Consider the following 25,729-nt stretch of genomic DNA (forward strand, 5'->3'; position numbering starts at 1 on the left):
GAAACCAAATGGATCATTTGATCGACCCATATGAAGTAAAGAACGGTGATGAGGTTTATGTAATCTCAGGCAATATACATAATCCGATGTCCTGGGATGTGAAGCAGGCAAAAGTCGTACAAACGGAAGAAACACCCCACATAAAAACGATCTGCTTACAGAATAACTATTGTAAGATAGAAGAAAACCATGTATTATTCAAAACCGAACAAGACGCAAGAAACTATTATGAGGAGTTATTTCACTAAGCAGTCTTTTAGAGATTTTGAAACGGTTATGGTATAAATAATAAAAAAGTGTACGAATTAGGGGGTAAATTATGGCATCTGCACATATCATTGTACATGGGAGAGTACAAGGGGTAGGATTCAGATTTTCTGCGCAGCAAGTTGCTACGGAACATAACATCAGAGGATGGGTGAAAAATAATTCTGATGGAACCGTGGAAATGGAAGCCGAAGGCGAAAAGCAGGACCTTGATGCTTTCGTCGCCGATATCGAAAAGGGACCAAGTCCCTATGCAAGAGTAGATCATATTGACATTACAACCGAAAAAAATGAAAAGGGATATAAAAAATTCCAAATAAAAGAATAGCCGCTGTCCTCACAGCGGCTATCGTTTTGTTCCTTTATTTCTTACCCTGGGAAGGGCGAACGATCACTTCATTGACGTTGACATAATCAGGCTGTGACACAGCGTACGTAACAGCTCGTGCTATATCCCCTGGTTCCAATGGTGTCATTTTTCTGTTCTTGAAATTTTCAATGACTTCTTCATCCGTAATATGCTCGGTCAACTCTGTTGAAACTGCCCCTGGTGAAATATTCGTCACCCTGACTCCGGTTTTAGATAACTCCTTTTCCATCCCCATCGATAATGCCCGGACCGCATACTTTGTCGCACTATAGACAGAGCTGGAAGGAAATACTTCGTGCCCTGCTACGGAAGAAACATTTATGATATGCCCACTTTCCTGTTCTAACATCGTCGGGAGTGCAGCGTGAACTCCGAACAGCACTCCTTTTATATTGACATCCACCATTTTTTCCCATTCATCTACATGATCATTCTTTAAGAAAGAAAGCAGCATAACCCCTGCGTTATTAACAAATATATCGACACTCCCGAACGCTTCCTTAGCTTCCGCAACCAGTTGTTCAACTTGTTCACGGTTTGTCACATCCGTTTCCACTGCTTTGATATGGACCGAATGTTTTTGTTGAATCTTTAACGCAATTTCCTCTAAGCGTTCTTTTCTCCTGGCTGCCAGCACGATATTTGCCCCTGCTTCTGCCAGATGCATAGCGATTGCTTCTCCGATTCCACTGCTTGCCCCTGTAACTATTGCGGTTTTATTTTTTATACCTGTCATTGATAGTTCCTCCTTTATTACAATCCATCTACACATACGCATACCCTTATCTGGACGAAGGTATTCATGAATCGGACAGTGTTTACCAGCCCAACCCAAAAAAAGCTGTGTTTGACAACACAGCTTTTCTCCTTGTATTAACATTCAGTTATTTTTCGAAAAACTTACGATTGATTTCAATGTATTCTTTTTCTTCTTCAGGTACTTCATCCTCCATATAGATTGCTTCAACCGGGCAGACTGCCTCGCAAGCTCCACAATCGATACAGATACTCGGGTCGATATAAAACATATCTTCTCCTTCGTCTATACAATCGACTGGGCATACATCGACGCATTCAGCCGCTTTTTCGTCCTTACATGGTGAAGTAATGACAAATGCCAAGTGAATCTCCTCCTTTTATGTTGATAAGTTCTATTAGATTTACAGGTGTGATGAACATCACTCCATATAATATCTATTTGATATCCTCTTATTTAATTCCTGCTTATTTCATAGAAAAAATCACTATTCTGTATGTTGAGGGTGCAGAATGTCATCTTCCCATATCCGTTCTACTGTATAGTCTCCCCCCATCTTTTGCACAAGGAAAACATCGGGATTACTAATAGCCTTCCAATGTTCGAACCCGACTTCCGCATCAAATGTCTGCAACAGGAGGGCCAATAGATTCCCATGTGTGACTAAAGCTACGGCATCATGCTCTTCATCTTGTTCAAGTTCCAGAAGTAATTTCCGGACCCTTGTTTTCGCTTCATTCGAAGATTCACCGCCAGGCATTTTAAAATCAAGATCTTTAAATGTTTTTTCTAAATAATCCATGAAGTCATCTAACGGTTCTTTACTCAATATTCGTTCCTGGAGACGGTCATCAATTTCAATAGTCAGTCCTTTATTGAAAGCATAGGGCCTGATGGTTTCTACGGCTCGAAAATATGGACTGGAGATCACTCGTTGGATATCGGCTCTCTCCAGGAAATTAGCAAGCACTTGAGATTGCCTGATTCCTGACTTCGTTAAGGGTGAATCATGATGTTGTCCTTCCGTGGCGCTATGCCGGATAAGATATAACTTTTTCACCTCTGACCATCTCCTCATGTTACAGGTTATCTTTATTATGGAGGATACAGACTATATTGACAAGGCGGCTTACTATCCTTCTTGTTTTTGATACACACATCTTCCACGGTGCCACGTTTCGTAGACTTCGATATCTTTTAAATCGCTTACTTCCACATTCCATGGATTCTTATTCAACAGGACAAAATCCGCCTGGAAACCTGGTTCAATTTTACCCTTTAAGTGTTCCTGATATTCAAGTTCTGCCGGCACAGACGTAAAGCTATGAAAGCTGTCGGATAGAGATAGTTTTTCCTGAGGCATCCATCCACCCTCGGGATTGCCATCTAAATCAGTACGTGTCACAGCAGCGTAGATGCTTACCAAAGGATTAATGGTTCCTATCGGTAAATCAGAACTTAAAGTGATTGGGATATGGCTTTTGATCAGGCTATTGAATGCATCACAGTATGGGAGTAAATCCTCCGGTGTCCATTTGTCCTTATCCATCCATTCTTCCATTAGAAAAGAAGGCTGGGTTTCAATATAAGGCTTTACCTTTTTCATCCGTTCAATCAAATCCGGTGCCTTACACTGGGCATGAATGATGCGGTGACGAAGCTCTTTCGTTTTTGCTTCCGGCATTTCTAAAGCAGTGACTGCTTGTTCTACGGCACGGTCCCCGATGGCATGCATGGCAACCTGCATATTATTTTCGGCCGCAGTCTTGATCATGCCATTCAATTGTTCCTGGGTGTAGATTAATACTCCCTCTGTGTCGGGTTTATCCGGATATGGATTACGCATAGCAGACGTATGCAGGCGTTGGGTACCATCTAAAAAGATCTTGATCGCCCCTGCTTTCACCTGTTTTGTCCCATCTCCGGTACGTATGGTATTCTCTTTTACAAATTCATCCAAATCGTTTTTATCGAAGATATAGTGGTGCAAGTGGACATCAATTGGTAATTCACCTTCTGATTCCAGCTCTGTATAGGCTTGCCACAACTTTTCATAGGACCCGATGAAATTCAAGTCATCAGTGTGAAGAGAAGTAATTCCATGTTTCGATATGTGCGGGAAAGCTTTTCTCAATGCTATTTTGGCATCCTGCACAGAACGCCCCCAAAAATGGCGTTTGATGTAATGTACAGCCGTATCCTTGAAACGCCCATTTAAGTTTCCATGTACATTTCTTTCCTTAAAAATATCGGGTTCTTTCTTAAAGTCTTCTTCTTTTTTCAATAGCTCCAATGCTTTCCTGCTGATGACACACTCATGACCATCCTGATGCATAAAATACATATATTTTCCCGGAAAGATCTCTTCCAGGTCATCTGCTGTCAACAGGTGATCCAGGTCATCAAAAGATCCATCATCAAATCCTTTTCCAAATACCCAATCATATTCTTCCATCTCTTTATAATGGTTCTGCACAGCTTCTTTCATTTCCTGCCAGCTGGTGATTTCAGTCAAATCCAGCTCTTTTTTCAGAAGACCATAACGCAGCAAATGCATGTGACTGTCATTGAAACCTGCTGCCAGTACCTGCCCCTTACCATCATGGACATCCTTTTCGTGCCCTTGATAACGACCAGGTGTGATGGAAGTAATGATTCCATTCTCCAATTCGATATGACAGGTTTGTCCGTCGTTATGATATGGTCGAAACATTTTAATATTATCAACGATCATTATCTCATCCTCCCCTTTTTACTATCCCATTAAAATTACCCATTCCCCCCCTTTATCAAACTTTTCAACTTAAGTAAGAAATGCTACTAAATGAAACGATAGTCTCATACATATAGGTGTAAAGGAGGAATGTAAATGGGGTAATATTAATTAAACTATCGTCATTGTATTTTTTGCTCGGGGTAGCACTTGGTTATGGTATGTCGATTTCCCATGATTATGCGCTCGCGCCTGTTCATGTTCACATCAATTTGCTGGGGTGGACAGCGTTGACATTAGCAGGTATCGTATATCATTTATTTCCTTCAGCTGAGTCTTCCCGACTAGGCAAATGGCATTTTTGGCTTCATAACATTGGCTTGCCGATTATGATGGGATCACTCGCGCTTATGCTTGTAACCAACAACGAAGCGTTAGGCGCAGGAACGGCTGTAGGAGCAAGCCTGGTGATGATCAGTGTGGTATTATTCACGATTAATATTTGGAAAAACGTCCACTCAAAAAGCTAGACAGCATTTGCTGTCTAGCTTTTTGAAAGGTGATGTTCAATTTTATAAATCAGTATAGAGAATCCACTATATCACTTAATTGCAGTGATGTACTTTTATGCCAATGTTATCAGCAAGTTTCATTTTAATGATGGCTGAAAATGTAGTATCTTTTAACTGATTTCCTTGAAATATTCTTTATAGAAGCCACCAATTCTTCCGGAATTATCGAGAATGAAATAAAATTCTTCTGTTTCATTTTTTACATCATAGACTTTACCAGGAGTCAGTACTTTATCTACCACAAACTTTTCAGCATTATTATGAACACATTCGATTTGCTTTATCGTTTTGCTTGTTTCCCAACTTTTATGGATCATGTTACCCCATCCTTTTTCCAGTTTATTTTTCTATGATATCGTTTTAGGTCGGCACGCTCAACTATTATCCAATGCAACCTGAAAAAGAATTTCTTTTTCAAATGTGATGCCTGTCCAGTCGACGGAGCATTTGCTTCCAAGGACTGTCACCCCATGAACCGCCGCTTGTTTCAAAGCTTCACTGAAGCCCGGATCAATTTCATCCGCTGTTTTAATTGCAGTTATGTCATTACGCTGCGCGACAAATAATATAGCGGTGTCCACTTCTCCTTCCTGCTGTATCTGCGTCAGTTCCTCCACATGTTTTTTGCCCCGTTTGGTGACAGCATCCGGAAACTTCCCAAAATTATCTTCTCTCATGGTGACACTTTTAACCTCCAATATCAATTTTCTGTTTCCGTCTTCAAGAAGGAAATCGAACCGGGATCGACCAATCGTATATTCTCTTTTTAGTAGCTTATGGTTTTTTAAGGAAGGGATCACTGCCTGCTGTAATGCTTTTTCTACTAATTGATTGGCAAGCTGTGTATTTAAAGAAACCATGGTATTCGTGCTGTTATCTTCAATCATTACCGCCGACCATGCTGTTTTCCTGTTCGGATTCTCATGATATCTGACAATAATGACTGCTCCCTGTCGTAATAAGCCAGTTAACCTGCCCGGATCAGGAAGGTGTACCCTGATGGTATGCTCATTTTCTTTTAACCGACAATGCAAAATAAAACGATTAGGCCTTTCAAGGAAAACCGCTTCAAACAATTTATCCTGTACAAATGGTACAAAAGCTGTTTGCATGACACCAGCCACCTTTCTCTGTAAAAAGAGACTGTCTCATCGGATTGAGACAGTCTCCTAACTTCATTTCTGAGTCTTATCATACCATTTTTTTGCTTCTTTGACCTCTGCTTCGGTAAGCTGGTGTCCATATTTCTCCCAAAAGACTTCCACCGTAGCACCGGCATTTTCGAACAGCTCTTTCAGTTCCTTCGTTTCTTCAGGAGGACAAATCGGATCATTCTCCCCAGCTCCAATGAACAACTGCTTACCTGTCAAATCTGGGAGCTCCACATTTCTCCTTGGAACCATCGCGTGAAAGAGCATTGCTCCTTTCAAACCGTTCTCCATGTGAAAAAGTAAGCTGGCAGCAATATTCGCACCATTAGAATAGCCCACTGCAATTACATGCTCCCGCTCAAATCCATAAGCTTCAGCCGTTTCATCTAAAAACTCATCCAATTCCTTCGTGCGGTAAATCAAATCTTCTTCGTCAAATACGCCTTCACGCAAACGTTTGAAAAAACGCGGCATTCCGTTTTCCGATACATTTCCACGGACAGAAAGGATCGAGGCATCTGGATCGATCATATTCGCAATCGGCAAAAGATCCTGCTCGTTTCCTCCCGTACCGTGGAGGAGCAGCAATACATTTTTATTTTCCGTTTTTCCTTCCCGGAATATATGTTTCATCTTCATTCGGGTTGCCTCCTCTTTAAACTATATTTGTAGTCTGATATTCGTTTATCTCAGTATCAAGGTGATGATATCTCACATTCAAGATAACGTCAACTAAGACCCCTCAGCCTCCATATTTTCCTTATCCAGTTTTGGTATTACCCACTGCAATACAAAAGGAAGAATCAAGACAATCATCAACAGTCGAATCATCTGCAAAGAACTTACGATGGATGGATCTCCTCCCGCTTCATCAGCCGTCAAAGCCATTTCGATAAGTCCTCCAGGAGATATACTGAGAATAGCAGTCGGCAATGACATGTTTGTCCACACACTGAGAAAAAAACCGAATCCAAAAGACATCCCTATCAATAACAAAGCCAGAACAAAATAATACAAACAATACCGACCAGCTTTGACAAGGTCTGTAATAGACACGGAATTACCTAAGTATACCCCCAGGCTTAATTGAGCTAATATAAATAACATGGCCGGTAATTCCAATAAAGGGAGACCAAATGCCCTGCTGATTCCTGTAATCAGCATAGGAATAATTACCAAAGATGCGGGCACTCGCTTTTGTAATAAAGAACCTAGTACGAACGCAGCAATGTAGATACCAAGGGTATACCACTCTCCGGGTGGAGCTGAAGCAGAAACAGGCATCCCTTGCCCTGATTCCCTGGCAAAAAAATGAGTGGCGGCAAATGGGATGGCAAATAATACAGTGACTAAACGAATGGTTTGGATGATAGTGACAAGCACCGTGTTCCCTTTAAGAGATTCACTTAAGGCAAGCATAGCAGACAGACCGCCTGGCACACTGCCCAGCATACTTGTTTTGGCATCTACTTTGATCATCTTTGAAAGGAAATAAGCATTCAATAGGCTGACCGCAATCAATAGAAGTGTAAAAATAGTATAGGGAAATAAATAAGGAATTACATTTATAAACGTGTCAGCAGTAAATGTACTCCCAATTTGAATTCCTAAAAAACCAAAACTGATATTCCTTAATTTTAATGAGGCATCAGTTGGTTGTCGGGTGGTCATTTTATAGAGAAGTAAAAAGGTTACCGGACCAAGGATCCATGGAAGAGGAAGATGCAAAAGATGGAATGCAATTCCGCCGATGACTGCAATCAAATAGGATATGGATATTTTTATAAATCGAAATTCTTTCATGATAAAATCCCCTTCCGGATTACTTTATCATATCATTCATTTCCTCCCTGAACACATTCAAGAAAGGAATCTTCTATAGTAGAAAGATTCCTTTTCCCCAAATTATTTAAAATTTCTTTTAAACAGATACTAATAAAAAAACAAATTACATGTTTGTGGTACGCAGCTGGTAGAAATCATACAAGTTCTTTAAGGTAACCTTCAAAACGGAATATACCGGAATAGCAATCAGCATTCCAATGAATCCATACAATGCAAATGCCACTAATAAAAGCAGAATAATTGTCAGGGGATGAACTGATAATCGGTTTCCGAGCACGACCGGGGCAACCAGATTCCCTTCCAACTGTTGAACCACAGCCAGTATGATCAATACATACACCACCATCATCGGCTGTTGTGTCAAGGCGACCACGATCGCTGGCAGAACCCCAATCATCGGACCAAAAAAAGGGACAACGGCAGTAAGTATTACGAATATACCTAACACCAGCGCATAATCAAGCCCAATGATCAAATAACCGATATACATCAGTATCCCATCGACCACAGCGACCGTAATCTGGCCAATAATATAAGCAGCTAAAGTCTCATCGATATTTTTTAATACCTTTTTCCCTTCTCCTTCATGTTTTTCTGGGAGAAATCTCAGCATGAATGGAATAAAGCGATGATCGTCTTTTAAAAAATAGAATAAAACGAATGGAACCAGGATAAGAACAGTGGCAGCACCAGTCAATGTGCCAAGAATTTCAGTGATATTATCTCCTAGCTGCTTAACCATATCTCCTGAAAAACTGGCCGCTTTTTGCCTGAGGCTGCTGATTGAAATCATACCCATATCATTTTGCTCTATCGTTTGTTGTGTCTTTTCTGCTGTTTTTTTCAAATCCTGGGGTAAATTCTTTGTTAATTTAGAAACCTGCTTCTTTATCGTTTCAGCTAACAATAAAGAAGCAGCATAAATAATACCTGCAATCCCCGCATATACCATTAAAATTGCCACAGCTTTTGGGATATATTTGATCTTAGCAACCATATGAACAAATGGTTTCAGAATGTAATAAAGGAAGCCAGCTATCAATATCGGGTAGAAGATGCTGCCGATAACTGTTTTGACAGGTTCAAAAAAGTTGAGGATCTTTAGAAAGAATATACCGATCAAAATTAATATAATAGCGGTGCTATATTTAAAGAAAGGGTGCTTAACCCACATGTGAATCGCTCCTTAGTCATACCGACATATTTTTTTATCTTATCTCCCATACCACTTAAAGGTTGCTTTCTAACATTTAACATTCAAAACTATATTCCTATACTATCCATACCACCCTTCTTTTATGGGAAGACATATTTACAGGGGAAAGAACATTTATGAAAAAACTGAACAGAAACTAACAAAGTATGCTAGAAACAAACACCACCCAGACCATATTCCGCTTATGAGGGAATGCATACATTTTCTATTAAGGGGGTATGGGGTAATGTGTACAAATTAAAAGGAGGATGATGCTGATTATGGATAAAAAGCTCATCGGAGGCGTATTCACTCACGTAGGAGACGCAGAACGAGCAATCAGGGATTTACAGAATCACGGTTACAGCGGTAATGACATTTCTGTCTTTGCCCAGGATAAAAATAAGGTGAATGTGCTGGAGGATGAAACAGATACCACCGTTACCTCAAATAAAGGCGGCAGGGGCAAAAATGCTGGTAAAGGCGCAGGGATCGGAGCTGCTTCCGGAGGTGTCCTCGGGGGCATTGCCGGTTTAATAACAGGTCTTGGTCTATTGGCTATCCCAGGGATCGGTCAAATTGCAGCGGCCGGCCCGATCGCAGCAGCACTATCCGGGGCTGGCATCGGTGCCGGCGGAGGAGGTATCGTCGGCGCAATGGTAGGAGCCGGTATGCCGGAAACAGAAGCAAAACAGTATGAACAATATTTAAAAGAAGGAAAAACCATTGTACTGGTAGAAACAGACGAAAAGAATGAAGAAAAAGTCTATCGTACCTTCCTGACAAACAAGACAGAAAATAAATCAATGTATCCTCAGGATGTCGTTAATAGAGATACGAGTCACACTGGAACAACCAATTTCACTGAAAATACCAGCCATGACAAAGCAACAAGTAACACTGGGGAAACAGCACCTGAAAGAAAAACCAGCTGGATTAATGAAAACTCGACTCAAACGACAGGAACCAGGACTCGAAACAGGCGATAAAACATTAGTAGTTGCTTAGAATGCAAGTAGACCAGATATTGTCGAGCATTTTTAACAATAAAGGGGAACAATGAAATTTACATGGGAGTAGTAATAGAAGAGAACACCAAACAGCCCAGGGTTAAAACTCTGGGCTTATTTTGTGTAGAGAGAACCGCTTCCCAATTTAATATTAGAAATATAATCTGTATAGCTGTCATTTTCCAAAGAGGTTAATAAGAAAATCCAAAGGAAGATCAATTTCAGGTAACAAATCAAATGAGAATCTGGAATGTTTCCTTATTTGTTACGCTGTCCTTTTGCTAATTTTTTTCTATCCTGTGCTTGGGGAGGTTCTTCCATCCACCCATTTTTAATCATGACTTGTCCACTATTTTTAGCAAAACTGAAGGTGTCTTGTGCAATTTTCGCCAGTTTCAGAGGTAGATCACTTCGTAAACTAAAAGCTGAACCAATCGCATTACTTGTAAGACCGAAACTTGAGAATACACTGGTTTGATACATCATCATTTTGTCCGAAAATGGGGCGTGAGTTGAATCAGTTGCTGTACCTGCCCACATGGAAGGAGTGTGTATATCACTTTGCCGCATAGCGTCACTTATCTTGGAAACGATTTTTTTGGCAAGTTCCTTTCCATCCAAAAATATTTTCGCAGCTTCATGATTTTGAGCTGTTTGGGCAAAACCCGTCATGAGGGTTATTCCCATTGTATTTGCCTCTAACGCTTGATAAAGGTGGGCAATCTCAATTGTATTTAGAGGTCTTTTATTTGTTAACAGATTAAACCCAGACATATATTGTTTATTTCGTGCGAATTCAATATCTTTTGGCATCGGTACATAAGGCGGGCGAGGGATAGCCGAATGCTTTAACAGAAACCCTGTAGTTTTGTCAAAAGCTTCTTGAGCATCAGCTGAAAAAAGCTGATACAATTTTCTTATATCTTCCCTGTAAGCCATAGATAGATGCATTGTGAAAAGACCCATATTGATTTGTGTAATCAAACGTAAGTGCATGATATCAAACATTTCATCGAACAGGCGAGGTGCCCCCGGAGTAACATCTTTTTCCGTAAATCCTACAGGCAAAACAGCCCCTTCGTCCTGAAATATTTTTATTATGGTTTCTATATGCTTGGCTTCCTTGTCATGATAGGATTGTAAAATATCTTTAGCTTCAGGATTTTCTGCTTTTTCCATATAATATTCCAAAAACCTCATGTTCATCGTCTTGTTTTGATACCCCATCCAAAGTGTTCCCAGTTCCGCACCTGAAATGGACAGGTGGTCTGATGTTGTCATATCTAAATCATCCTTTTTAAAACATTTATCTTTAATCTGCCTCCATTCTTACATATTTATTACTTTTAAAAAAAGTGCCTGACCCCCACTGCTTTAATTTCTTAAAGGTTAGGGAAAGGCACTTTTTTAAATGTTCAGCTATTTTCTTTATATTTTTCCAATACATACTCCATTTTTGCGGCAGTTGCCAAGTGGGAATTGTTTTAAATACTTCTATTCATATCCCGAGAGGCCCATCAATCAAACAAATAACGTAGATATCCATACCCTTCTTCTTCCATCTTATCCTTAGGTACGAATTTGAGTGCTGCGGAATTGATGCAGTAGCGCAGGCCGCCTTTATCTCTTGGACCGTCCTCGAAAACATGTCCTAGGTGGGAATCCCCTTCTTGGCTGCGAACCTCGGTCCGAATCATTCCGTGGGAAGTATCGGTATTTTCGGCAACTTGCTGTTTTTCGATCGGTTTGGTAAAGCTTGGCCATCCGCAGCCTGCATCGTATTTATCCTTAGAACTAAATAACGGTTCCCCGGATACGATATCTACATAAATGCCCTCTTCTTCGTTATCGTTATATTCATTACGAAAAGGAGGTTCTGTCCCATTTTCCTGGGTGACAAAATACTGCATTTCTGTCAGCCGATGCTTCAGTTCATCTTTGTCCTTTTTATAACCCCAGTTTTCTTTGATGAAATCAGCTCTGCCTGATCCTTTTTTATACAAGTTATAATGAAAAGACTGTTTTTTATAATAGTCCTGATGTGCTTCTTCAGCAGGATAAAACGGTTTTGCTGGCAGTATTTTGGTCACAATCGGATTTTTGAATTTGCCACTTTCCTCTAGATTTCGTTTACTGTTTTCAGCTATTTGTTTCTGCTCGTCGTCATGGTAAAATATGGCAGTTGTGTAATGTTCTCCGCGATCATTGAATTGTCCTCCTGGATCAGTAGGGTCGATCTGCTGCCAAAATATTTCCACCAATCGGCCATAAGAAAAAAATTCAGGGTTATAAGTGATTTCTACCGCTTCCACGTGCCCCGTGTCTTTCTTAAAAACATCTTCATAGGAAGGGTTCTCTGTACGGCCACCGGTATATCCGGAAACCACCTTCTCTATTCCCGGCCGTTCATCAAACGGCTCGACCATGCACCAGAAACAGCCTCCAGCAAATGTCGCTTTTTTCAAGTTCTGTTCAGACATATTTAAACCTCCCAAAAGAAAGTGTGTGCATAACACGTATTTCCCTCATTCTTTCTGTTTTAAGAAAAAAAATCAAGTCACATGCACAGCTCAAATATATAATTTGGGCTGTGATATGCCTTGATTGGAACGGGGGGATTCACTAGAACGCAGCTCACCGGGAGACTCATCGCGTCTCCTATTACTTTCCCGATTGCTTCTCACTCTTGATTCCATTCGTTCCGGAGACCCCGAATTACTTTCTGCCTGTGATTCTGTTTCTTCGTCAGGCTCCCGCATAATTTTCCATAGATTGATCAATGTGGGGATGTTTTTCATCATCGGTCCATACTGCTGGATCATCGGTGCAGCACTCTGAGCCACTTTCAGTACTTGTTGGGCGTTACCAAGCATGGATGCAAAATCAGTACCGCCACCCTGGACGGCACCACCTACCCCACGCGCTGCAGCACCTGCTCCTCTTTTAGCTAAAAGCTTGGATAAAAACCCTTGCTTTTGCGGAACTCCCCCGAACTGATTGCCAACTCCGAATTGATTGCCATAAGAACCGATTTGAAAAGGCGATTGCCCTCCAAACCCTGGTGGTCTTCCTCCCATCGGAGGTCTTGCAGGTGGAAACATATCTATCCCTCCGTACTCATTCTCTCGTCATAGGATAGTATATGTGAAGCGGTTAAGTTTGCATGGGCTTAAGCCTTTGTTACTTGTTGAGGCAACTGCCAAACAATTGGCGACTCCCCTATTTCCTCCAGGAAACGATTAGCTTTAGAAAATGGACGACTGCCAAAAAATCCCCGATAGGCTGATAATGGACTAGGATGTGGGGATTGAATCACAAAGTGACGGCCGCGATCGACAAACGAAGCCTTTTTCTGCGCATGTTTTCCCCATAGCATGAATACTACCGGCTTTTCTCTTTCATTCAACGCTTCAATGACTTCATCGGTGAATGTTTCCCAGCCTGCCCCCTGGTGGGAATGCGCCTGATGGGCCCTGACAGTCAGTACATTATTCAATAATAACACCCCTTGCTCGGCCCACGGTTTTAAAAATCCATGATCGGGTATTTCGAACCCTACGTCTGCTTCCAGCTCTTTATAGATGTTTTTTAAAGATGGCGGTATATCAATTCCCGGCTTTACTGAAAAACTGAAGCCATGTGCCTGTTGCGGACCATGATAAGGATCTTGTCCTAAAATGACTACTTTTGTTTCTTGATAAGATGTAGTATGTAAGGCTTGATAGATCTCATGCATATCGGGATAAACGGTATGATAGGAGTATTCTTTTTTCAGAAACTCCCGAAGCTTCTGGTAGTATGGTTTTTCAAACTCCTGTTCCAACAGCGGAGCCCAATCGTTATGCAAAATCTTCATATGCTTCCCCTCCCTTGGCACTCTATTAAAATAATAACAAAACCTATCAAGTAAACAAAAAAATTCTCCAGGAATATGCAGCCTGGAGAATTGGAATGGTTTTCACTGTAAAACTTTTACTCTGACACTAAATCTGCCGTAATAATCAAACCGATGAAACCACTTAGAATCAAACCAAACAAAACACTGCTGAGCATGTTATCTTCCCCCCATTGAAAATATTCATGTAGCTTACTCTTAGTATAAAATGAATATCTCTAAAAATAACGTGTGGAATGTGGCTATTCTTTGAAACTTACTGGTCCAAGGGAGGGAAATAATTCAGCAAAGTATTTCCCGGGGAAGCGCAAAAACAGACGTTTTTCCCTAAGTGTTGATCTTTTAATTGACGCTATATAGCGAAATTAGTTGATATTTGCAAGTGGTCTGCTGATTTTTGAAAGTCAATTCGACAACTTTCCCGCTTCCGATCAAATCTGCATCCGGATGACGCTTGATTTCAATCATTTCCTCAATGGGAAATATTTTATATCCCTCAAAAGTGATTTCAAATATGTTATCTTCTGTATTGATTCGCTTTTCCTGGCCTTCGGTAATCATTTTCCACTCCATTGAAAAGGGTGTAGACATGGCTATACCTCCGCTCTCATTTACTTTTATCCTATTTAATTACAAGGAGAATTACAAGCATCTTAATGGTAGCGGCGATATTTTTTTTCAGGAAGGTTGAATAACCGTGCTTCGAAAGGAAACGAAACCCCGTGTCTGGTGAGTATCTTTTTATTAGATTCAAACAAATATCCAGCTTTTTCTTGCTTGTGTGAGGAAGCATCCAGCAAATGAATAATCGTCTGCAGGGCAATCGTCATTTCGATGATGTCTGACTGATCTTTTACATCCAGATCCGGTAAGTGAAAAATATCGGTGTTTCCTAACTGTTTTAAATAAGAGGTAGAAAGATAACATGGTAACACTTCTTCTTGAAAATGTCCCCATAACCCGTGTAAAGCTTCTACCTGAGCTGTCGTTGGTGCATTAATAACTTTCATATGGAACGCCCTCTCTGCTTCTAACATGTGCAGTTAATAATATAACATGAGAGAAACATAATTTTAAAAAGTAATTAATGGAATACAAACTCTACATTTGAGCCTTCCGGACTTGGGGAAATATGAAGCTTCGCTTTAATTTCCTCTTTTAACTGTGGAACATGGGAAATGATGCCAAGCATACGGTTGCCATCCTGCAAATCTTTTAAGCACCCGATCGCTTGCTCTAATGACAAATCATCCAGTGTGCCGAAGCCTTCATCGATAAATAGTGTATCCAGCTGGACTCCTCCTGCATGTGCCTGTACGACATCAGCCATCCCTAAGGCAAGGCTCAGTGCAGCTTTGAATCCCTCACCGCCTGAAAGTGTACGGACAGAGCGCTGCAGTCCTGTGTGATGATCCATCACCTCCAGATCAAGCCCACTCTGGGCACCACGTTTTGCGACCTGGTCACTTCTGATCAACTGGTAGCGATGATCCGTCATTTGATCGAAGCGGATGTTTGCCTGCATTAAAATCTCATCTAAGAACGCAGAAAGAACGTACCGTTCAAACGATAAACGCAAATGATTTTCTCCCCTGGCTAAATCGGCAAGTTCACCAATATCATAATAATCGTTAAGCAATTGCTCCTGCTCCTTGTATAAGGATTCCACCGCTGTTTGGACGTCCTGGATCATTTTAAGTTGCAGCCCGGCCTCGTTTTTACGCGAATCTAACGCTTCCTTCACTTTCTCTTCCTGCTCGAGCTTTGCCTGTAATAATTCTATTTCAGGTTCTTCCCTATCTTTCAAATACGCTTCCAGTTCCGCTGTCTGCTCTACAATTGTTGCCAGTTTCTGCTTGTACTGTTCCAGTTTATGTTTCAATTCTTCCCATTCCGACTTAGGAAGCTTGACCGCCTGGTAGGCTTCTATGCTGGCAAATTCATGCTTGCTTAGCTGTTCCTGTAATTCTTCCTGCCATTTGGCGGCCGTCTGCCTGCTTTCTTCGGTATAATTGGTGAGCTCAGAAACTTCCACTTCCAGTTTTTGCAACTGTTCTTTCTTCTCTTCATACTGTTTTTTAGCCTTTTCCCAATCTTCTTTAGCTTGTTGAGAATCACGTTCCATACGTGCAATTCTTTCTTTCATTTGCCCTAAACTATCCAGGGTGGTGATCATACCTTCACTCAACTGTTCGATCCATGTTTCTGTTTTTACCATACTGTTCTCAAGCTGATTATATTGTTCCTGTTCAGCTTCCAGTTCGCTCTGATAGGCTTCCAGCTGCTTATCCAATCGCTTGGCTTTTTCGTGTGCAGCAGCTATTTCTTTCAGCCTGACCTCTATTTCCGCTATTTTCTGCTGATACATATCAATCGTTTCGGCCTGGTTTTGCTGTGCTTTCTTAATCGTTTCCGCCTGGAGGTCCGGAACATGCTCAGCCACTTCTTCGTGGACCGTTACGAGCAGCTGTTTTTGTGACTTTCCTTCAGCTTCCAGTTGTATATATTGCTCTTGCTCTTTCTTGACAGCTTCCTCAGCCTGACGATACTTCTCTTGTAACTGCTCGACAACCTCCAACGATGAATTTCCCTCGCTGGATGCTCCTGCCGGTGAAGGGTGGTGTTCAGAACCGCACACCGGGCAGGGTTCTCCTGCTTCCAGGGAATGAGCTAACAGGAAAGCGTGCTGCTGATTCAATTCTTTTTGTTTTTCATCCAGCTGATTCTTAATATGCTCGGCTTCCGAAACTTTTTTATCGTATTGGCGCTTGAAGTTCCGGTACGTGTCTCGCATGTTCAGGATGTCATCATTGACTTTGACCAGTTTTTCGATTCTATTTTGAATGGTTTTTTGTTCTTGAAAATCCTGTTTCCATTGATAATACGATTTATTCCATTCACTTTCCTGCTTAAGCAGCCCTTGAAGCTCTGTTCTTTCCCGTTTGTTCGCTTCGACTGCCTGCTTCAGCTTGTAAATAGCTTGAGCTTTTACTTCCAGCTGCTTTCCGGTTTTTTCTTTCTCTTCGTGAAGGACTTTCAGTTTGTTAAGCTTCTCCAGTTCCTCTTTTTTTCGTTTGATATCTTCTTTTAACCGCTCTCGCTCTGGCTCTTTTTCTGATTCTTGTTCATAAGTTTTTTGAAGCGTTGTGAACTGTTCGCGACTTTCAGCAAGATAAGTCTGCTTTTGTTCTAACTGAGCTTTCAAGCGTTCATAGTCCTGTCGGCGGCTCTTCCACTGCTCCTCGACCGGTACCACTTCCATCGCATTTTCTGCTTGGGAAAGTCTGTCTTTCACTTTTTCCATTTCCGGCTGTTGCTGCATTAATGCCTGTTTTTCTTCCTGGTATTTTTTCAGCCTCGAAAAATCTTCCTGCAACTGCTTTGCCTGGTAAAATGATTCCTGCGTCTTTTTTAACTTGACGTTTTGTTTCGTCAATTGCTCCTCTACATACTGGAGGGAATTTTGGCCCTGTTTTTCCTTTTGTTCCAGCAATGTCAGAATCTCTTTCGGATCTTCCAACGTATCTACGGCGTCTTCTTCCTCCCAGGCTACTTTATTTGTCTCCTGTTTGATTTTCCATTGATACTGGCTGATTTCTTCTTTTAATTGCCTGGAGTGCTGTTTAAGCTCCTCGGTGACTCTTTCATAAAAATGGGTATGGAAAATGCGCTGGAGAATCTCTTCCCGTTCTTTACTGTTTTCTGAAATAAGCTTTCGGAATTCTCCTTGTGGAATCATAATCATCTTCCGAAATTGCTCATAATCGAGGCTGATCATCTCTTCCAGCGTTTCATTCACTTCTTTTATACGAGAAGCTACCAATATTTCTTTATCTCCATCAAGAATGTATAATTCTGCTTTCGCAGGATCCTCGGTGAATCCCTCGCCTCTCGCTTTTTTCTTCGGCTGTTTCGGCGTTCGGATAACACGGTAGGTTTTTCCTCTCAACTCAAACACAAATTCAACACTTGTCTGTTCATCCGGCTCAGCAAAGTGACTGCGCAAGGTATCCTGGTCGCGATCGCTGCCGCTTGCTTTTCCGTACAATGCAAAGCACATGGCATCAAATATCGTCGTTTTGCCAGCCCCAGTTGGACCAGTCACTAGAAATATCGACTCTTCGCCAAGCCTGCTGAAATCGATATGCTGTCGTCCACGATAAGGTCCGAATGCGGTAACTGTTAACTTAATAGCTTTCATGTCATTTCACCCGCTCTTCAGTCATTAATTTATTGATGACTTGTTCAATGTGCCTGCTCCGCTTTTCAGGGATAGCATCCCCTTTCATTTCTTCATAAAAGGAAGCAAATAAATCCGTATGGGACATTTCCTGACGTTCTTTGATTTTTGTCAGATCCTCCAGCTTCTTTTGCGACGAGAGCATATTTCGCTCGAGTCGCAAAATGTTTGGATACTTCCTGCGTAACTTCCCCATCGGATCCACTAACTGACCGTCATCCAGCAATTTTACATGAAGATAATTTTCTGGATGATCCGGTAATTCCAGATTCAAAAAGTCATCCAGGTAGCCTTCTACGACTTCAAGGTCACGTCGAGGCTTAAGGGGAACTTGTCTGATTGTGGTATCTCCACCGGTCAGTTCTACAACCGTGACACCCTTTCGGTGATTCGCTTCAGAAAAAGAATACTTTAAGATGGAGCCACTGTAACGAATATGCTCAGACCTTACCCGTTGTGGCTGGTGCAAGTGCCCTAATGCCACGTAAGAGAAGTCCTCGAACAGTTCCGCATCGACATACGGACTTCCACCTACCATCGATAACCTTTCCTCCGACTCCGTTTCCATCCCTCCAGCTAAAAAGGAATGACCGATCCACACATGGCGTTCTGACATATCATGGTTGGATTTTATATGGTCAATCATCCGTTCTGCGGCCTGATGATGAGATTGCACGCTATCATCGTCAAAAAACTGTCTTACTTCCGCTGGTTCCAAATAAGGTACGAGATGAAAATGGACAGGGCCATGTCCGTCTGTTAGCGTGACAGGGTGAAATTCACCTTTTAATTTAGTATCCAAATATAATTGCTGGGACCGGAATAACTGACTCCCGAACTCCAGTCTGTCCGGACTATCATGATTTCCCGAAATTGCTAATACCGGAATTTTCTTATCGATGACCAATTCCGTCAAAACATCATTTAACAATTCAACCGCTTCTCTCGGAGGTATCGAACGATCATATAAATCACCCGCGATTATAATCGCATCCGGCTGCTCGTCATCTACTATCTTCAAAAATTCCTGTAAAATATAACGCTGGTCCTCCGTCATATGTACACTGTTGACGATTTTGCCAAGATGCCAGTCTGCGGTATGTAATAGTTTCATAGAATAACCTCACTTTCAAGCTTAAATACCAGTTCTAATTATAAGTCTATTATACACGAACATGGGTTCCGTTACGAACAACAGGGAAATGTTACCTTTTGATAAATGAAAAACCGCACAACCATCTGGCTGCACGATTTCATTGCACTTATTCCTGTTCATCTCTTTGATACGTCTCCCACAACTGATCAAAAACACGAAGTGCTTCAGGAAATGGAGCATTCCATTCCAGATAGTCACTAACCTCATGGTAAGATGTAGATTGCTTAGGAAAACTATGATCCTCAAACATCCAGTCGGCCAATTGTTTTTCATGATCCTGCTGCTTATTTCCTCTGAATCGCATCATATAATGGTAAAATGAACGCACCCAAAGCTCCCCCTTACTTCTTACAAACTATTGTATAAGTTTTATCATGGTTTCTCGTTAAAATCAATGGATGAGTGATAAACCTCACTTTCAGGGCTGAAGTAACCTGTTATTATATAGGTGTGCAAGTGATGATCCTTTGTTTGTGTCTTGGCCTTGACTGTAAAAGCAGTCGAGGTCTTTTTTTTATACTCGCATCACCAGTCCAACATCTTCCACTTGCTAATAACTTATTTAAAAAACCCGCTGTCTCAAGGAACAGCGGGTTTTTGATTAGTTTCCATATTCATCATCTTCGAAATCCTGCTCCATAAATTGGCGATGATGCTTTAATTTTTTGCGATACACCACGCGGGAAAGTATGATACTCACTTCATATAAGAAAATCAAAGGAACGGCTACTACCAGCTGTAAAATGAAATCAGGCGGCGAAATCATGGTCCCTATGATGATCAAAACAAAATACGCATACTTTCTGATTTTCACTAACAAAACAGGGTTGATAACGCCCAGGCTTGTTAAAAACATCGTGATGATAGGTATTTCAAATAAGATGGCAAACGGGATGGTCACCCGAAACAGAAACTTGAAGTAACGATCGACTGTGAAAATTTCATTGAACATGCCATCATTCAATGACAACAAGAACGGAAGTATCAATTGGATAAAAATGACGTAACCAAAAGTCAACCCAGCTAAAAACAATAAAAATATAGCTGGGATATAAGAAAGAGAAACCTTTGTTTCTTTTGGCGTCAAAGCAGGTTTGACAAACAGCCAGATTTGCAGGCTCAGAATTGGCAGCGTACCAATCAAAGCGACAATGCTTGCCATTGTGAAATATATCCAGATAATTTCACCCGGACTTGTTACATGTAAGTCGAATGCCAGGTCTCTGACAAAAAACTGATAAATATCTTTAATAAAAATGAATCCAGTAATAAAAAAGGCCACAAAAGAGACAAGCGTCCAAATGATCCGCTTTCGCAGTTCAGTCAAATGATCGGTCAAGTTCATTTCGACATCTTCTATTTGTTTCTCTTTTTTCACCTTCCACACCTCCTGATGAACCGTTCCTATAAAAACCCAAACACTATGTATCAATGCCTGTTGACTAGACTAGCATGAAAGGATGTAATCTCCATTTTGCAGGACTGTCAGGCTTTCAGCTCTATTGCCGGGATACACGACAATTAATATCTCCCGACAAGTAAAGAAGATGCAAGGTCGCCCCTTACACCTTCACCGTATACTTTATTATTTGTTATTTGTTTTCATTTTTATCGTCCGACTTTTTATCATCATCGGACATCATATCATTGGTGGCTTTCTTGAACTCTTTTAAGGAACTGCCTACCGCTTTACCTATTTCAGGCAGCTTGGATGGGCCAAAAATGACTAATGCAATAACCAAAATCAATATAAGACCAGGAACGCCGATGTTGCTGAACATAACTATCACCTCTAAGTGAGATTATTTATTTGCCCGATGATTGGTGATCATCCTTGAAAGCTTGTTTTACTTCTTTAACGTCACTGGCTAAATCGCCAGTCATATCTTTCGCTGACTTTTTAAATTCACTTAAAGTCTGGCCAGCAGCTTTACCTATTTCAGGAAGTTTTGATGGGCCGAAAATAACCAACGCAATGACTAAAATCAAAATCAACCCTGGTACACCGATACTTGATAACATTCCTTTCACCATCCTTCCCAAAATAGAGTACATGATCGAAACTATTTCTCATGGTCCCATTATAACGGTTCCGCACTTGAAATACTGTAGTTTTTTCACTGTTGTCATAAAATGTTCGATTGTTTATGCAAGTCTTGTCTCAAGCAACTACATTCTATCACGGAAAGCGAGCCATGTCTTTCAACTCTTGATTATTTTTACAATTTCCTGCGCTTTCTCATAGTCACTCGGGTAATTCATATTAAAAAAATGCCGCTCCAGTTCAACTTTATCCATGGAGGGAAAATGGTCGACAAACACGGTATCTGCTTCGTCGAATAGCGCCTTCATGCTTCGCTTACCCTGCTTTAACAGCTCTCCTGTTTTCTTATAAACCTCTGCTGAATAAACGCCTGACATCGGGTGGAATTTCCCATTGAAAACGGGAATGGCAATATCATGCCCCGCCACTTGTTGTTTCAAAACTGCATAGACATGAGGAGAAAGGAACGGAGTATCACAGGCGGATAGCAGGTAATAATCAGAGGAACGATAGTGAATGGCGGCATGCAGTCCCGCCATCGGCCCTTCTCCTTCAAATACATCCGGGTAAGAAGGAATGTCCACAAAAGAAAAGCGTTCCTTCCGGTTGGTGATGATCACCCTCTGATCTGTTACCTTTCGGAGTCTTTCATCCACCCATTGGACTGTCTTTAGTCCTCCCAGATTAAGCAATGCTTTATCGGTTCCCATTCTGCTTGACTGCCCGCCGGCTAGTAAGACACCGCAATAGTCAGGCATTATCTAGTCACCCGGTCATACGTACGGAAATAATAATCATATGGATTTTTTTCATCCTTGATTCCTTTTTCTTCATGCGTCAATTTCCACTCATCTTCCTGGTACTCCGGGAAATAGGTATCTCCTTGAAATGTTTCATCGATGTAAGTCATATACATCCGATCTGTTTGATCAAGGATCTGTTCAAATAATACACTCCCGCCGATGACAAACCACTCCGTATCAGGTTTTTCTTCATTCCACTTCACAATTTCGCTGATATTATGGATGATCTTACACCCTGGCTGCTTGTAAGTCTCATCTTTTGTCAGGATGACATTCTCCCTTTTCGGTAATGGGCGGTTGAACGATTCATAGGTTTTCCTTCCCATTATAATGGTATGTCCGATAGTTTTTTCTTTAAAAAATTTCAAATCATTCGGCAAATGCCAGGGCAGGTCATTGTCCTTTCCCATGACCCGATTCCGGTCCATTGCAAATAGTAGTGATATCATTTCCATGCTCCCTTCTAAACAGCAACAGGTGCTTTAATGCCTGGATGTGGGTCGTACCCCTCTATTTTCATGTCTTCCATTTCAAAGTCAAAGATGGACGTCTTCTCTTGATTCAGTTTCAGCTTCGGAAATGCTTTCGGTTCCCGACTCAATTGGGTTTTCACCTGTTCGGTATGATTCGTATATATATGAGCATCCCCCAAAGTATGGATAAACTCTCCCGGCTCTAGCCCGCACGTATGGGCTACCAGATAAGTCAACAGGGCGTAGCTTGCAATATTGAACGGGACGCCGAGGAAGATATCTCCGCTGCGCTGATACAACTGGCAGGAAAGTTTTCCATCCGCCACATAGAATTGGAACATCGTATGACACGGCGGCAAAGCCATATTAGAAGGCACATCTTCCGGGTTCCATGCCGTAACGATATGTCTTCTGGAATCAGGGTTATTTTTGATATTTTCGATTACCTCCTGAAGCTGGTCCAATGTATCTCCCTGGGATGTTTTCCAGGCTCGCCATTGCTTGCCATATACAGAACCTAAGTTACCAAAAGTTTCCGCAAACCGATCATCGTCTAAAATCAACTGTTTGAAACGTTTCATCTGCTCCTGGTATATCGTGTTGAATGCTTCATCCTGTTGACTTCGAATACCGAAATCCGTCATATCAGGTCCATCATATTCATCACTCTCGACCCATTTTTTAAAAGCCCATTCGTTCCAAATATTATTATTATGCTGTAAAAGATAACGAATATTGGTGTCACCTTGTATGAACCATAGTAATTCACTAGCTATCAGGCGGAAAGGGACACGCTTTGTGGTCAACAGTGGAAAACCTTCAGCCAGGTCGAACCGAAGTTGTTTACCAAAAGAGGAATATGTACCAGTTCCAGTCCGATCACCTTTTTTTGTTCCATTTTCCAATACATCCTGGCACATCTCTAAATAGCCCCGCTCTCCAGTTGTCATATCCAGTCACTCCTTGTCGAATTCTTTTCTCCCATTTTAACATTATTCTGTGTACCACTCACGATAAAATTGTTTCAAGTACGCTTCCATAAATGCATGGCGTTCTACAGCAACCAACCTTGCAGACTCGGTATTCATTTTGTCCTTCAGGGTTAACAATTTATCATAAAAATGCTGAATGGATGTCCTTCCCTGTTGTTCATCATAAATCAACTGACCTTTTGCCCCACCGAAAGCGAATGTCCGCGCAATACCTATTGCACCGATGGCGTCAAGACGGTCAGCATCCTGTACAATTCTGCCTTCGAGTGAATCAGGTACTTTTCCTTTTGAAAAAGATACATCCTCAATAGCCGCTTCGATGTCAGCGATTCTTTCAGCGGGCACATTAAGTTCTTTCAAATAGTCGTTCATCACTTTTTGTGCATGCGTAGGATCATCAAATAATTTAGCATCTCCAATATCATGCAGCCATCCGGCTGCTTCGGCAAAAAAAGAATCTGCCCCTTCCTGTTCAGCCAGTTCCCGTGCTTGTCTGGCTACCCGTCTCATATGAAAGTAGTCATGCCCTGTTACATCGTCTTCAAACAATTCCTTAACATAGCATTCGATTTTTTCTATTACATTGCTTTCATTCATTAAACTTCTCCTTAAGAATTGGTTCTGTTAAATCTCAGTGTTGATTTTACAGTTAAGCTCCCGATTGCTGGAGACTCAGCTTCAAGATAGTTGGACCCGTTACCATGAGAGTAATGGGATGGTTGGAAACGACTTGCTTTCCAGCTTCATCGCCTAGACACTCGCGACATAAGCAGTCCATCAACGGGAAGAAAGAGCCCTTCCCATTTGCTGTTCTGCTTATGCGTGTCGTGCCTCCCAAGGCGATTACGCATTCATTTCTTTCCTGCGGGGGACCTGGCAAGCTTCTCGGGCTGCGCCCTGTGGGATCTCGCCTAGCCCCTTCTCCCGCGGGAGTCTCGCCGTTTCCCTTCCCATCCAGCGAGTTTAGTAATAAACGGCCCCTTCAAAAAGAGAAAGAATGTCCAACTACCTTCATACTGTTGCATTTACAAAGTATACAAAGGGGACAGCGTCTTTTTTCAACATCCTAGGGCGGTTTCACAAGTGTGATTTCGAGAACTTTCTATGGCAAGGTCCGGAGGGGAACGGCGAGACTCCTGCGGGATGAAAATGACAGGTGAGACCCCGGAAGACGAAGTCTGAGGAGGCTCAGCGCATGCCCGCGGAAAGGGAGTCGTTCCCCACCGGACCGCTATTCAGACAAACATCTCGAAATCAAGTCTTCGACTTTACGGCCCTCCAGTCGAATGTTATGAAAATTCAACAATAACGTTTAACAAAGCCTAAAAGTTGAATAAGTCCATTTGTCTAGGGTTAAGATTTTCATAGTTTATATCCATCATGTCAATCAACTGTTTGGCATTAGCTGCAGCATCGCCGCCAGAATTATTATTAAAAAAGATGGTGATGTCCTTGGTTTGCTGCTCGAGTTTTTTTATATTTTCCACCCATTCTTCTAATTCTTCCTCGTTATACCGATAAAGAAAGCGAACAGCACGCCAGTCTTTACCTTCCCGGCCATTGCGGTTCCATCCATGAACGTTCCGGCCGTGAAAGCGAATCAAGGTCTTTTCTGGATGGGTGGGTTCGAGGATCGTCGGCACTGAATTTTCTCCTGCCTGCGGTTCATCGACGATGGTATGAATCCATTTTTCTTCCTTCATGAAATCGAGCGTCTGTTGTTTATATTTTGGATCGAACCAGGACTGGTTACGGAACTCCAGTGCTAAAGGAAGATCAGGCAGCCACTCTCTGATTGTTTTCAGCTTTTTAATATGGGCTTTCCGGACATCGAACCACGGAGGAAACTGAAACAATAGTGCATTTAACTTGCCAGCCTCCACGACGGGCTGAATCGATTCCCGATATTCTTCCATTACCTCTTTCGCTTCCTGCATCGTCAGCTTAGAACGGTCGTGACCTGTCAGCTTTTGATAGGCTTTAATGACAAATGAAAAATTTTCAGGAGTCTGACTCAGCCACTTCCGATAATTTTTTTCAGGCTGAATCGCGTAAAAAGCTGTATCCACTTCCACAACCGGAAAATGAGAAGCATAAGCAGACAGCTTGTCTCCCGGGGCGACACGATCATCGTAGAGAATATCATGGTCCCCCCAGCCGGTTACTCCTATATTTATGGACATTGTTTATCACCTCATACACTCCATGATTCTCTGATTGTAGCAAAAATCTCCCCGCTATTCAGC

At 41.7% G+C, this 25,729-nt stretch carries 30 protein-coding genes; 4 read left to right on the forward strand and 26 right to left on the reverse strand.

Features of this window, described 5'->3' with window-relative positions:
* Positions 1 to 8: 8 nt before the first annotated feature.
* On the forward strand, positions 9 to 248 hold the full coding sequence (locus P855_RS0107300) for a transcriptional regulator SplA domain-containing protein (RefSeq protein ID WP_028782954.1): 240 nt from the start codon (positions 9 to 11) through the stop codon (positions 246 to 248).
* A gap of 71 nt (positions 249 to 319) precedes the next feature.
* The gene (locus P855_RS0107305; protein ID WP_028782955.1) at positions 320 to 595 is read left to right on the forward strand and encodes an acylphosphatase; all 276 of its coding nucleotides are present in this window, start codon (positions 320 to 322) and stop codon (positions 593 to 595) included.
* 34 nt (positions 596 to 629) lie between these two features.
* Here the strand turns inward: P855_RS0107305 and P855_RS0107310 are convergent, their stop codons facing one another.
* The 4 genes from P855_RS0107310 to P855_RS0107325 form a co-directional block, all read right to left on the reverse strand.
* A complete protein-coding gene (locus tag P855_RS0107310; protein WP_028782956.1) occupies positions 630 to 1,373 on the reverse strand; it encodes an SDR family oxidoreductase in 744 nt (247 codons plus the stop codon).
* Positions 1,374 to 1,521: 148 nt separating this feature from the next.
* Positions 1,522 to 1,758 carry an indolepyruvate ferredoxin oxidoreductase subunit alpha gene (locus P855_RS0107315; protein ID WP_028782957.1) on the reverse strand — a complete coding sequence of 79 codons (237 nt, stop codon included), beginning with the start codon at positions 1,756 to 1,758 and terminating at the stop codon, positions 1,522 to 1,524.
* 123 nt (positions 1,759 to 1,881) lie between these two features.
* On the reverse strand, positions 1,882 to 2,454 hold the full coding sequence (locus P855_RS0107320) for a histidine phosphatase family protein (RefSeq protein WP_028782958.1): 573 nt from the start codon (positions 2,452 to 2,454) through the stop codon (positions 1,882 to 1,884).
* 72 nt (positions 2,455 to 2,526) lie between these two features.
* Positions 2,527 to 4,128: an amidohydrolase gene (locus P855_RS0107325; RefSeq protein ID WP_028782959.1), complete on the reverse strand. Its 1,602-nt coding sequence runs from the start codon at positions 4,126 to 4,128 to the stop codon at positions 2,527 to 2,529.
* Between the two features lie 200 nt (positions 4,129 to 4,328).
* On the opposite strand from P855_RS0107325, the gene P855_RS0107330 reads away from it, so the two are divergent.
* Positions 4,329 to 4,637 (forward strand): cbb3-type cytochrome c oxidase subunit I, encoded by a 309-nt coding sequence (locus P855_RS0107330; protein WP_152526223.1) that lies wholly within the window; start codon positions 4,329 to 4,331, stop codon positions 4,635 to 4,637.
* Positions 4,638 to 4,789: 152 nt separating this feature from the next.
* On the opposite strand, the gene P855_RS0107335 is transcribed toward P855_RS0107330, so the two are convergent.
* From P855_RS0107335 to P855_RS0107355, 5 genes are all read right to left on the reverse strand, one after another.
* The gene (locus P855_RS0107335) at positions 4,790 to 4,996 is read right to left on the reverse strand and encodes a DUF6501 family protein (RefSeq protein ID WP_028782961.1); all 207 of its coding nucleotides are present in this window, start codon (positions 4,994 to 4,996) and stop codon (positions 4,790 to 4,792) included.
* 57 nt (positions 4,997 to 5,053) lie between these two features.
* Positions 5,054 to 5,791 carry a DNA/RNA nuclease SfsA gene (sfsA, locus tag P855_RS20660; RefSeq protein WP_051353115.1) on the reverse strand — a complete coding sequence of 246 codons (738 nt, stop codon included), beginning with the start codon at positions 5,789 to 5,791 and terminating at the stop codon, positions 5,054 to 5,056.
* 63 nt (positions 5,792 to 5,854) lie between these two features.
* The gene (locus P855_RS0107345) at positions 5,855 to 6,463 is read right to left on the reverse strand and encodes an alpha/beta hydrolase (protein WP_028782962.1); all 609 of its coding nucleotides are present in this window, start codon (positions 6,461 to 6,463) and stop codon (positions 5,855 to 5,857) included.
* A gap of 99 nt (positions 6,464 to 6,562) precedes the next feature.
* Entirely contained in the window at positions 6,563 to 7,633 is a 1,071-nt protein-coding gene (locus P855_RS0107350; RefSeq protein WP_028782963.1) for an AbrB family transcriptional regulator, read from the reverse strand.
* A 145-nt stretch (positions 7,634 to 7,778) separates the two neighbouring features.
* On the reverse strand, positions 7,779 to 8,849 hold the full coding sequence (locus P855_RS0107355) for an AI-2E family transporter (protein WP_028782964.1): 1,071 nt from the start codon (positions 8,847 to 8,849) through the stop codon (positions 7,779 to 7,781).
* Positions 8,850 to 9,151: 302 nt separating this feature from the next.
* Here P855_RS0107355 and P855_RS20665 point away from each other — a divergent pair, with 302 nt between their 5' ends.
* Complete coding sequence (locus P855_RS20665) at positions 9,152 to 9,859, forward strand: general stress protein (RefSeq protein ID WP_084315672.1); 708 nt, start codon at positions 9,152 to 9,154, stop codon at positions 9,857 to 9,859.
* A gap of 279 nt (positions 9,860 to 10,138) precedes the next feature.
* Here the strand turns inward: P855_RS20665 and P855_RS0107365 are convergent, their stop codons facing one another.
* From P855_RS0107365 to P855_RS0107450, 17 genes are all read right to left on the reverse strand, one after another.
* Positions 10,139 to 11,161 (reverse strand): DUF3231 family protein, encoded by a 1,023-nt coding sequence (locus tag P855_RS0107365; protein ID WP_028782965.1) that lies wholly within the window; start codon positions 11,159 to 11,161, stop codon positions 10,139 to 10,141.
* A 236-nt stretch (positions 11,162 to 11,397) separates the two neighbouring features.
* Positions 11,398 to 12,360: a peptide-methionine (R)-S-oxide reductase MsrB gene (msrB, locus tag P855_RS0107370; RefSeq protein WP_028782966.1), complete on the reverse strand. Its 963-nt coding sequence runs from the start codon at positions 12,358 to 12,360 to the stop codon at positions 11,398 to 11,400.
* A gap of 90 nt (positions 12,361 to 12,450) precedes the next feature.
* Positions 12,451 to 12,981: a VrrA/YqfQ family protein gene (gene vrrA / locus P855_RS20670; RefSeq protein ID WP_051353116.1), complete on the reverse strand. Its 531-nt coding sequence runs from the start codon at positions 12,979 to 12,981 to the stop codon at positions 12,451 to 12,453.
* 68 nt (positions 12,982 to 13,049) lie between these two features.
* Complete coding sequence (locus P855_RS0107380; protein ID WP_028782967.1) at positions 13,050 to 13,736, reverse strand: uracil-DNA glycosylase; 687 nt, start codon at positions 13,734 to 13,736, stop codon at positions 13,050 to 13,052.
* Between the two features lie 381 nt (positions 13,737 to 14,117).
* Positions 14,118 to 14,366 carry a DUF2584 family protein gene (locus tag P855_RS0107385; protein WP_028782968.1) on the reverse strand — a complete coding sequence of 83 codons (249 nt, stop codon included), beginning with the start codon at positions 14,364 to 14,366 and terminating at the stop codon, positions 14,118 to 14,120.
* 62 nt (positions 14,367 to 14,428) lie between these two features.
* The gene (locus P855_RS0107390; RefSeq protein WP_028782969.1) at positions 14,429 to 14,785 is read right to left on the reverse strand and encodes a DUF5365 family protein; all 357 of its coding nucleotides are present in this window, start codon (positions 14,783 to 14,785) and stop codon (positions 14,429 to 14,431) included.
* 74 nt (positions 14,786 to 14,859) lie between these two features.
* Entirely contained in the window at positions 14,860 to 17,976 is a 3,117-nt protein-coding gene (locus tag P855_RS0107395; protein WP_028782970.1) for an AAA family ATPase, read from the reverse strand.
* Between the two features lies 1 nt (position 17,977).
* Positions 17,978 to 19,129 carry an exonuclease SbcCD subunit D gene (locus tag P855_RS0107400; protein ID WP_028782971.1) on the reverse strand — a complete coding sequence of 384 codons (1,152 nt, stop codon included), beginning with the start codon at positions 19,127 to 19,129 and terminating at the stop codon, positions 17,978 to 17,980.
* A gap of 148 nt (positions 19,130 to 19,277) precedes the next feature.
* Positions 19,278 to 19,499 (reverse strand): YozE family protein, encoded by a 222-nt coding sequence (locus tag P855_RS0107405; protein WP_028782972.1) that lies wholly within the window; start codon positions 19,497 to 19,499, stop codon positions 19,278 to 19,280.
* Positions 19,500 to 19,772: 273 nt separating this feature from the next.
* Entirely contained in the window at positions 19,773 to 20,516 is a 744-nt protein-coding gene (gene tatC / locus P855_RS0107410; protein WP_051353165.1) for a twin-arginine translocase subunit TatC, read from the reverse strand.
* A 247-nt stretch (positions 20,517 to 20,763) separates the two neighbouring features.
* Positions 20,764 to 20,952: a twin-arginine translocase TatA/TatE family subunit gene (locus P855_RS0107415; protein WP_028782974.1), complete on the reverse strand. Its 189-nt coding sequence runs from the start codon at positions 20,950 to 20,952 to the stop codon at positions 20,764 to 20,766.
* Positions 20,953 to 20,977: 25 nt separating this feature from the next.
* Complete coding sequence (locus P855_RS0107420) at positions 20,978 to 21,193, reverse strand: twin-arginine translocase TatA/TatE family subunit (protein WP_028782975.1); 216 nt, start codon at positions 21,191 to 21,193, stop codon at positions 20,978 to 20,980.
* Between the two features lie 180 nt (positions 21,194 to 21,373).
* On the reverse strand, positions 21,374 to 21,973 hold the full coding sequence (gene mobA / locus P855_RS0107425; RefSeq protein ID WP_028782976.1) for a molybdenum cofactor guanylyltransferase: 600 nt from the start codon (positions 21,971 to 21,973) through the stop codon (positions 21,374 to 21,376).
* Positions 21,973 to 22,467 carry a dihydrofolate reductase gene (locus P855_RS0107430; protein WP_028782977.1) on the reverse strand — a complete coding sequence of 165 codons (495 nt, stop codon included), beginning with the start codon at positions 22,465 to 22,467 and terminating at the stop codon, positions 21,973 to 21,975. Before P855_RS0107430 ends, mobA begins: the two co-directional genes overlap by 1 nt.
* A gap of 14 nt (positions 22,468 to 22,481) precedes the next feature.
* A complete protein-coding gene (locus tag P855_RS0107435) occupies positions 22,482 to 23,441 on the reverse strand; it encodes a thymidylate synthase (RefSeq protein WP_028782978.1) in 960 nt (319 codons plus the stop codon).
* Between the two features lie 42 nt (positions 23,442 to 23,483).
* Positions 23,484 to 24,080, reverse strand: coding sequence for an HD domain-containing protein (locus P855_RS0107440; protein ID WP_028782979.1), 597 nt, complete (start codon positions 24,078 to 24,080; stop codon positions 23,484 to 23,486).
* A 725-nt stretch (positions 24,081 to 24,805) separates the two neighbouring features.
* Positions 24,806 to 25,666, reverse strand: coding sequence for a DUF72 domain-containing protein (locus P855_RS0107450; protein WP_028782980.1), 861 nt, complete (start codon positions 25,664 to 25,666; stop codon positions 24,806 to 24,808).
* Between the last annotated feature and the right edge of the window lie 63 nt (positions 25,667 to 25,729).

The sequence above is a fragment of the Thalassobacillus devorans MSP14 genome, assembly GCF_000496835.1.
Classification (GTDB): domain Bacteria; phylum Bacillota; class Bacilli; order Bacillales; family Halobacillaceae; genus Thalassobacillus; species Thalassobacillus devorans_B.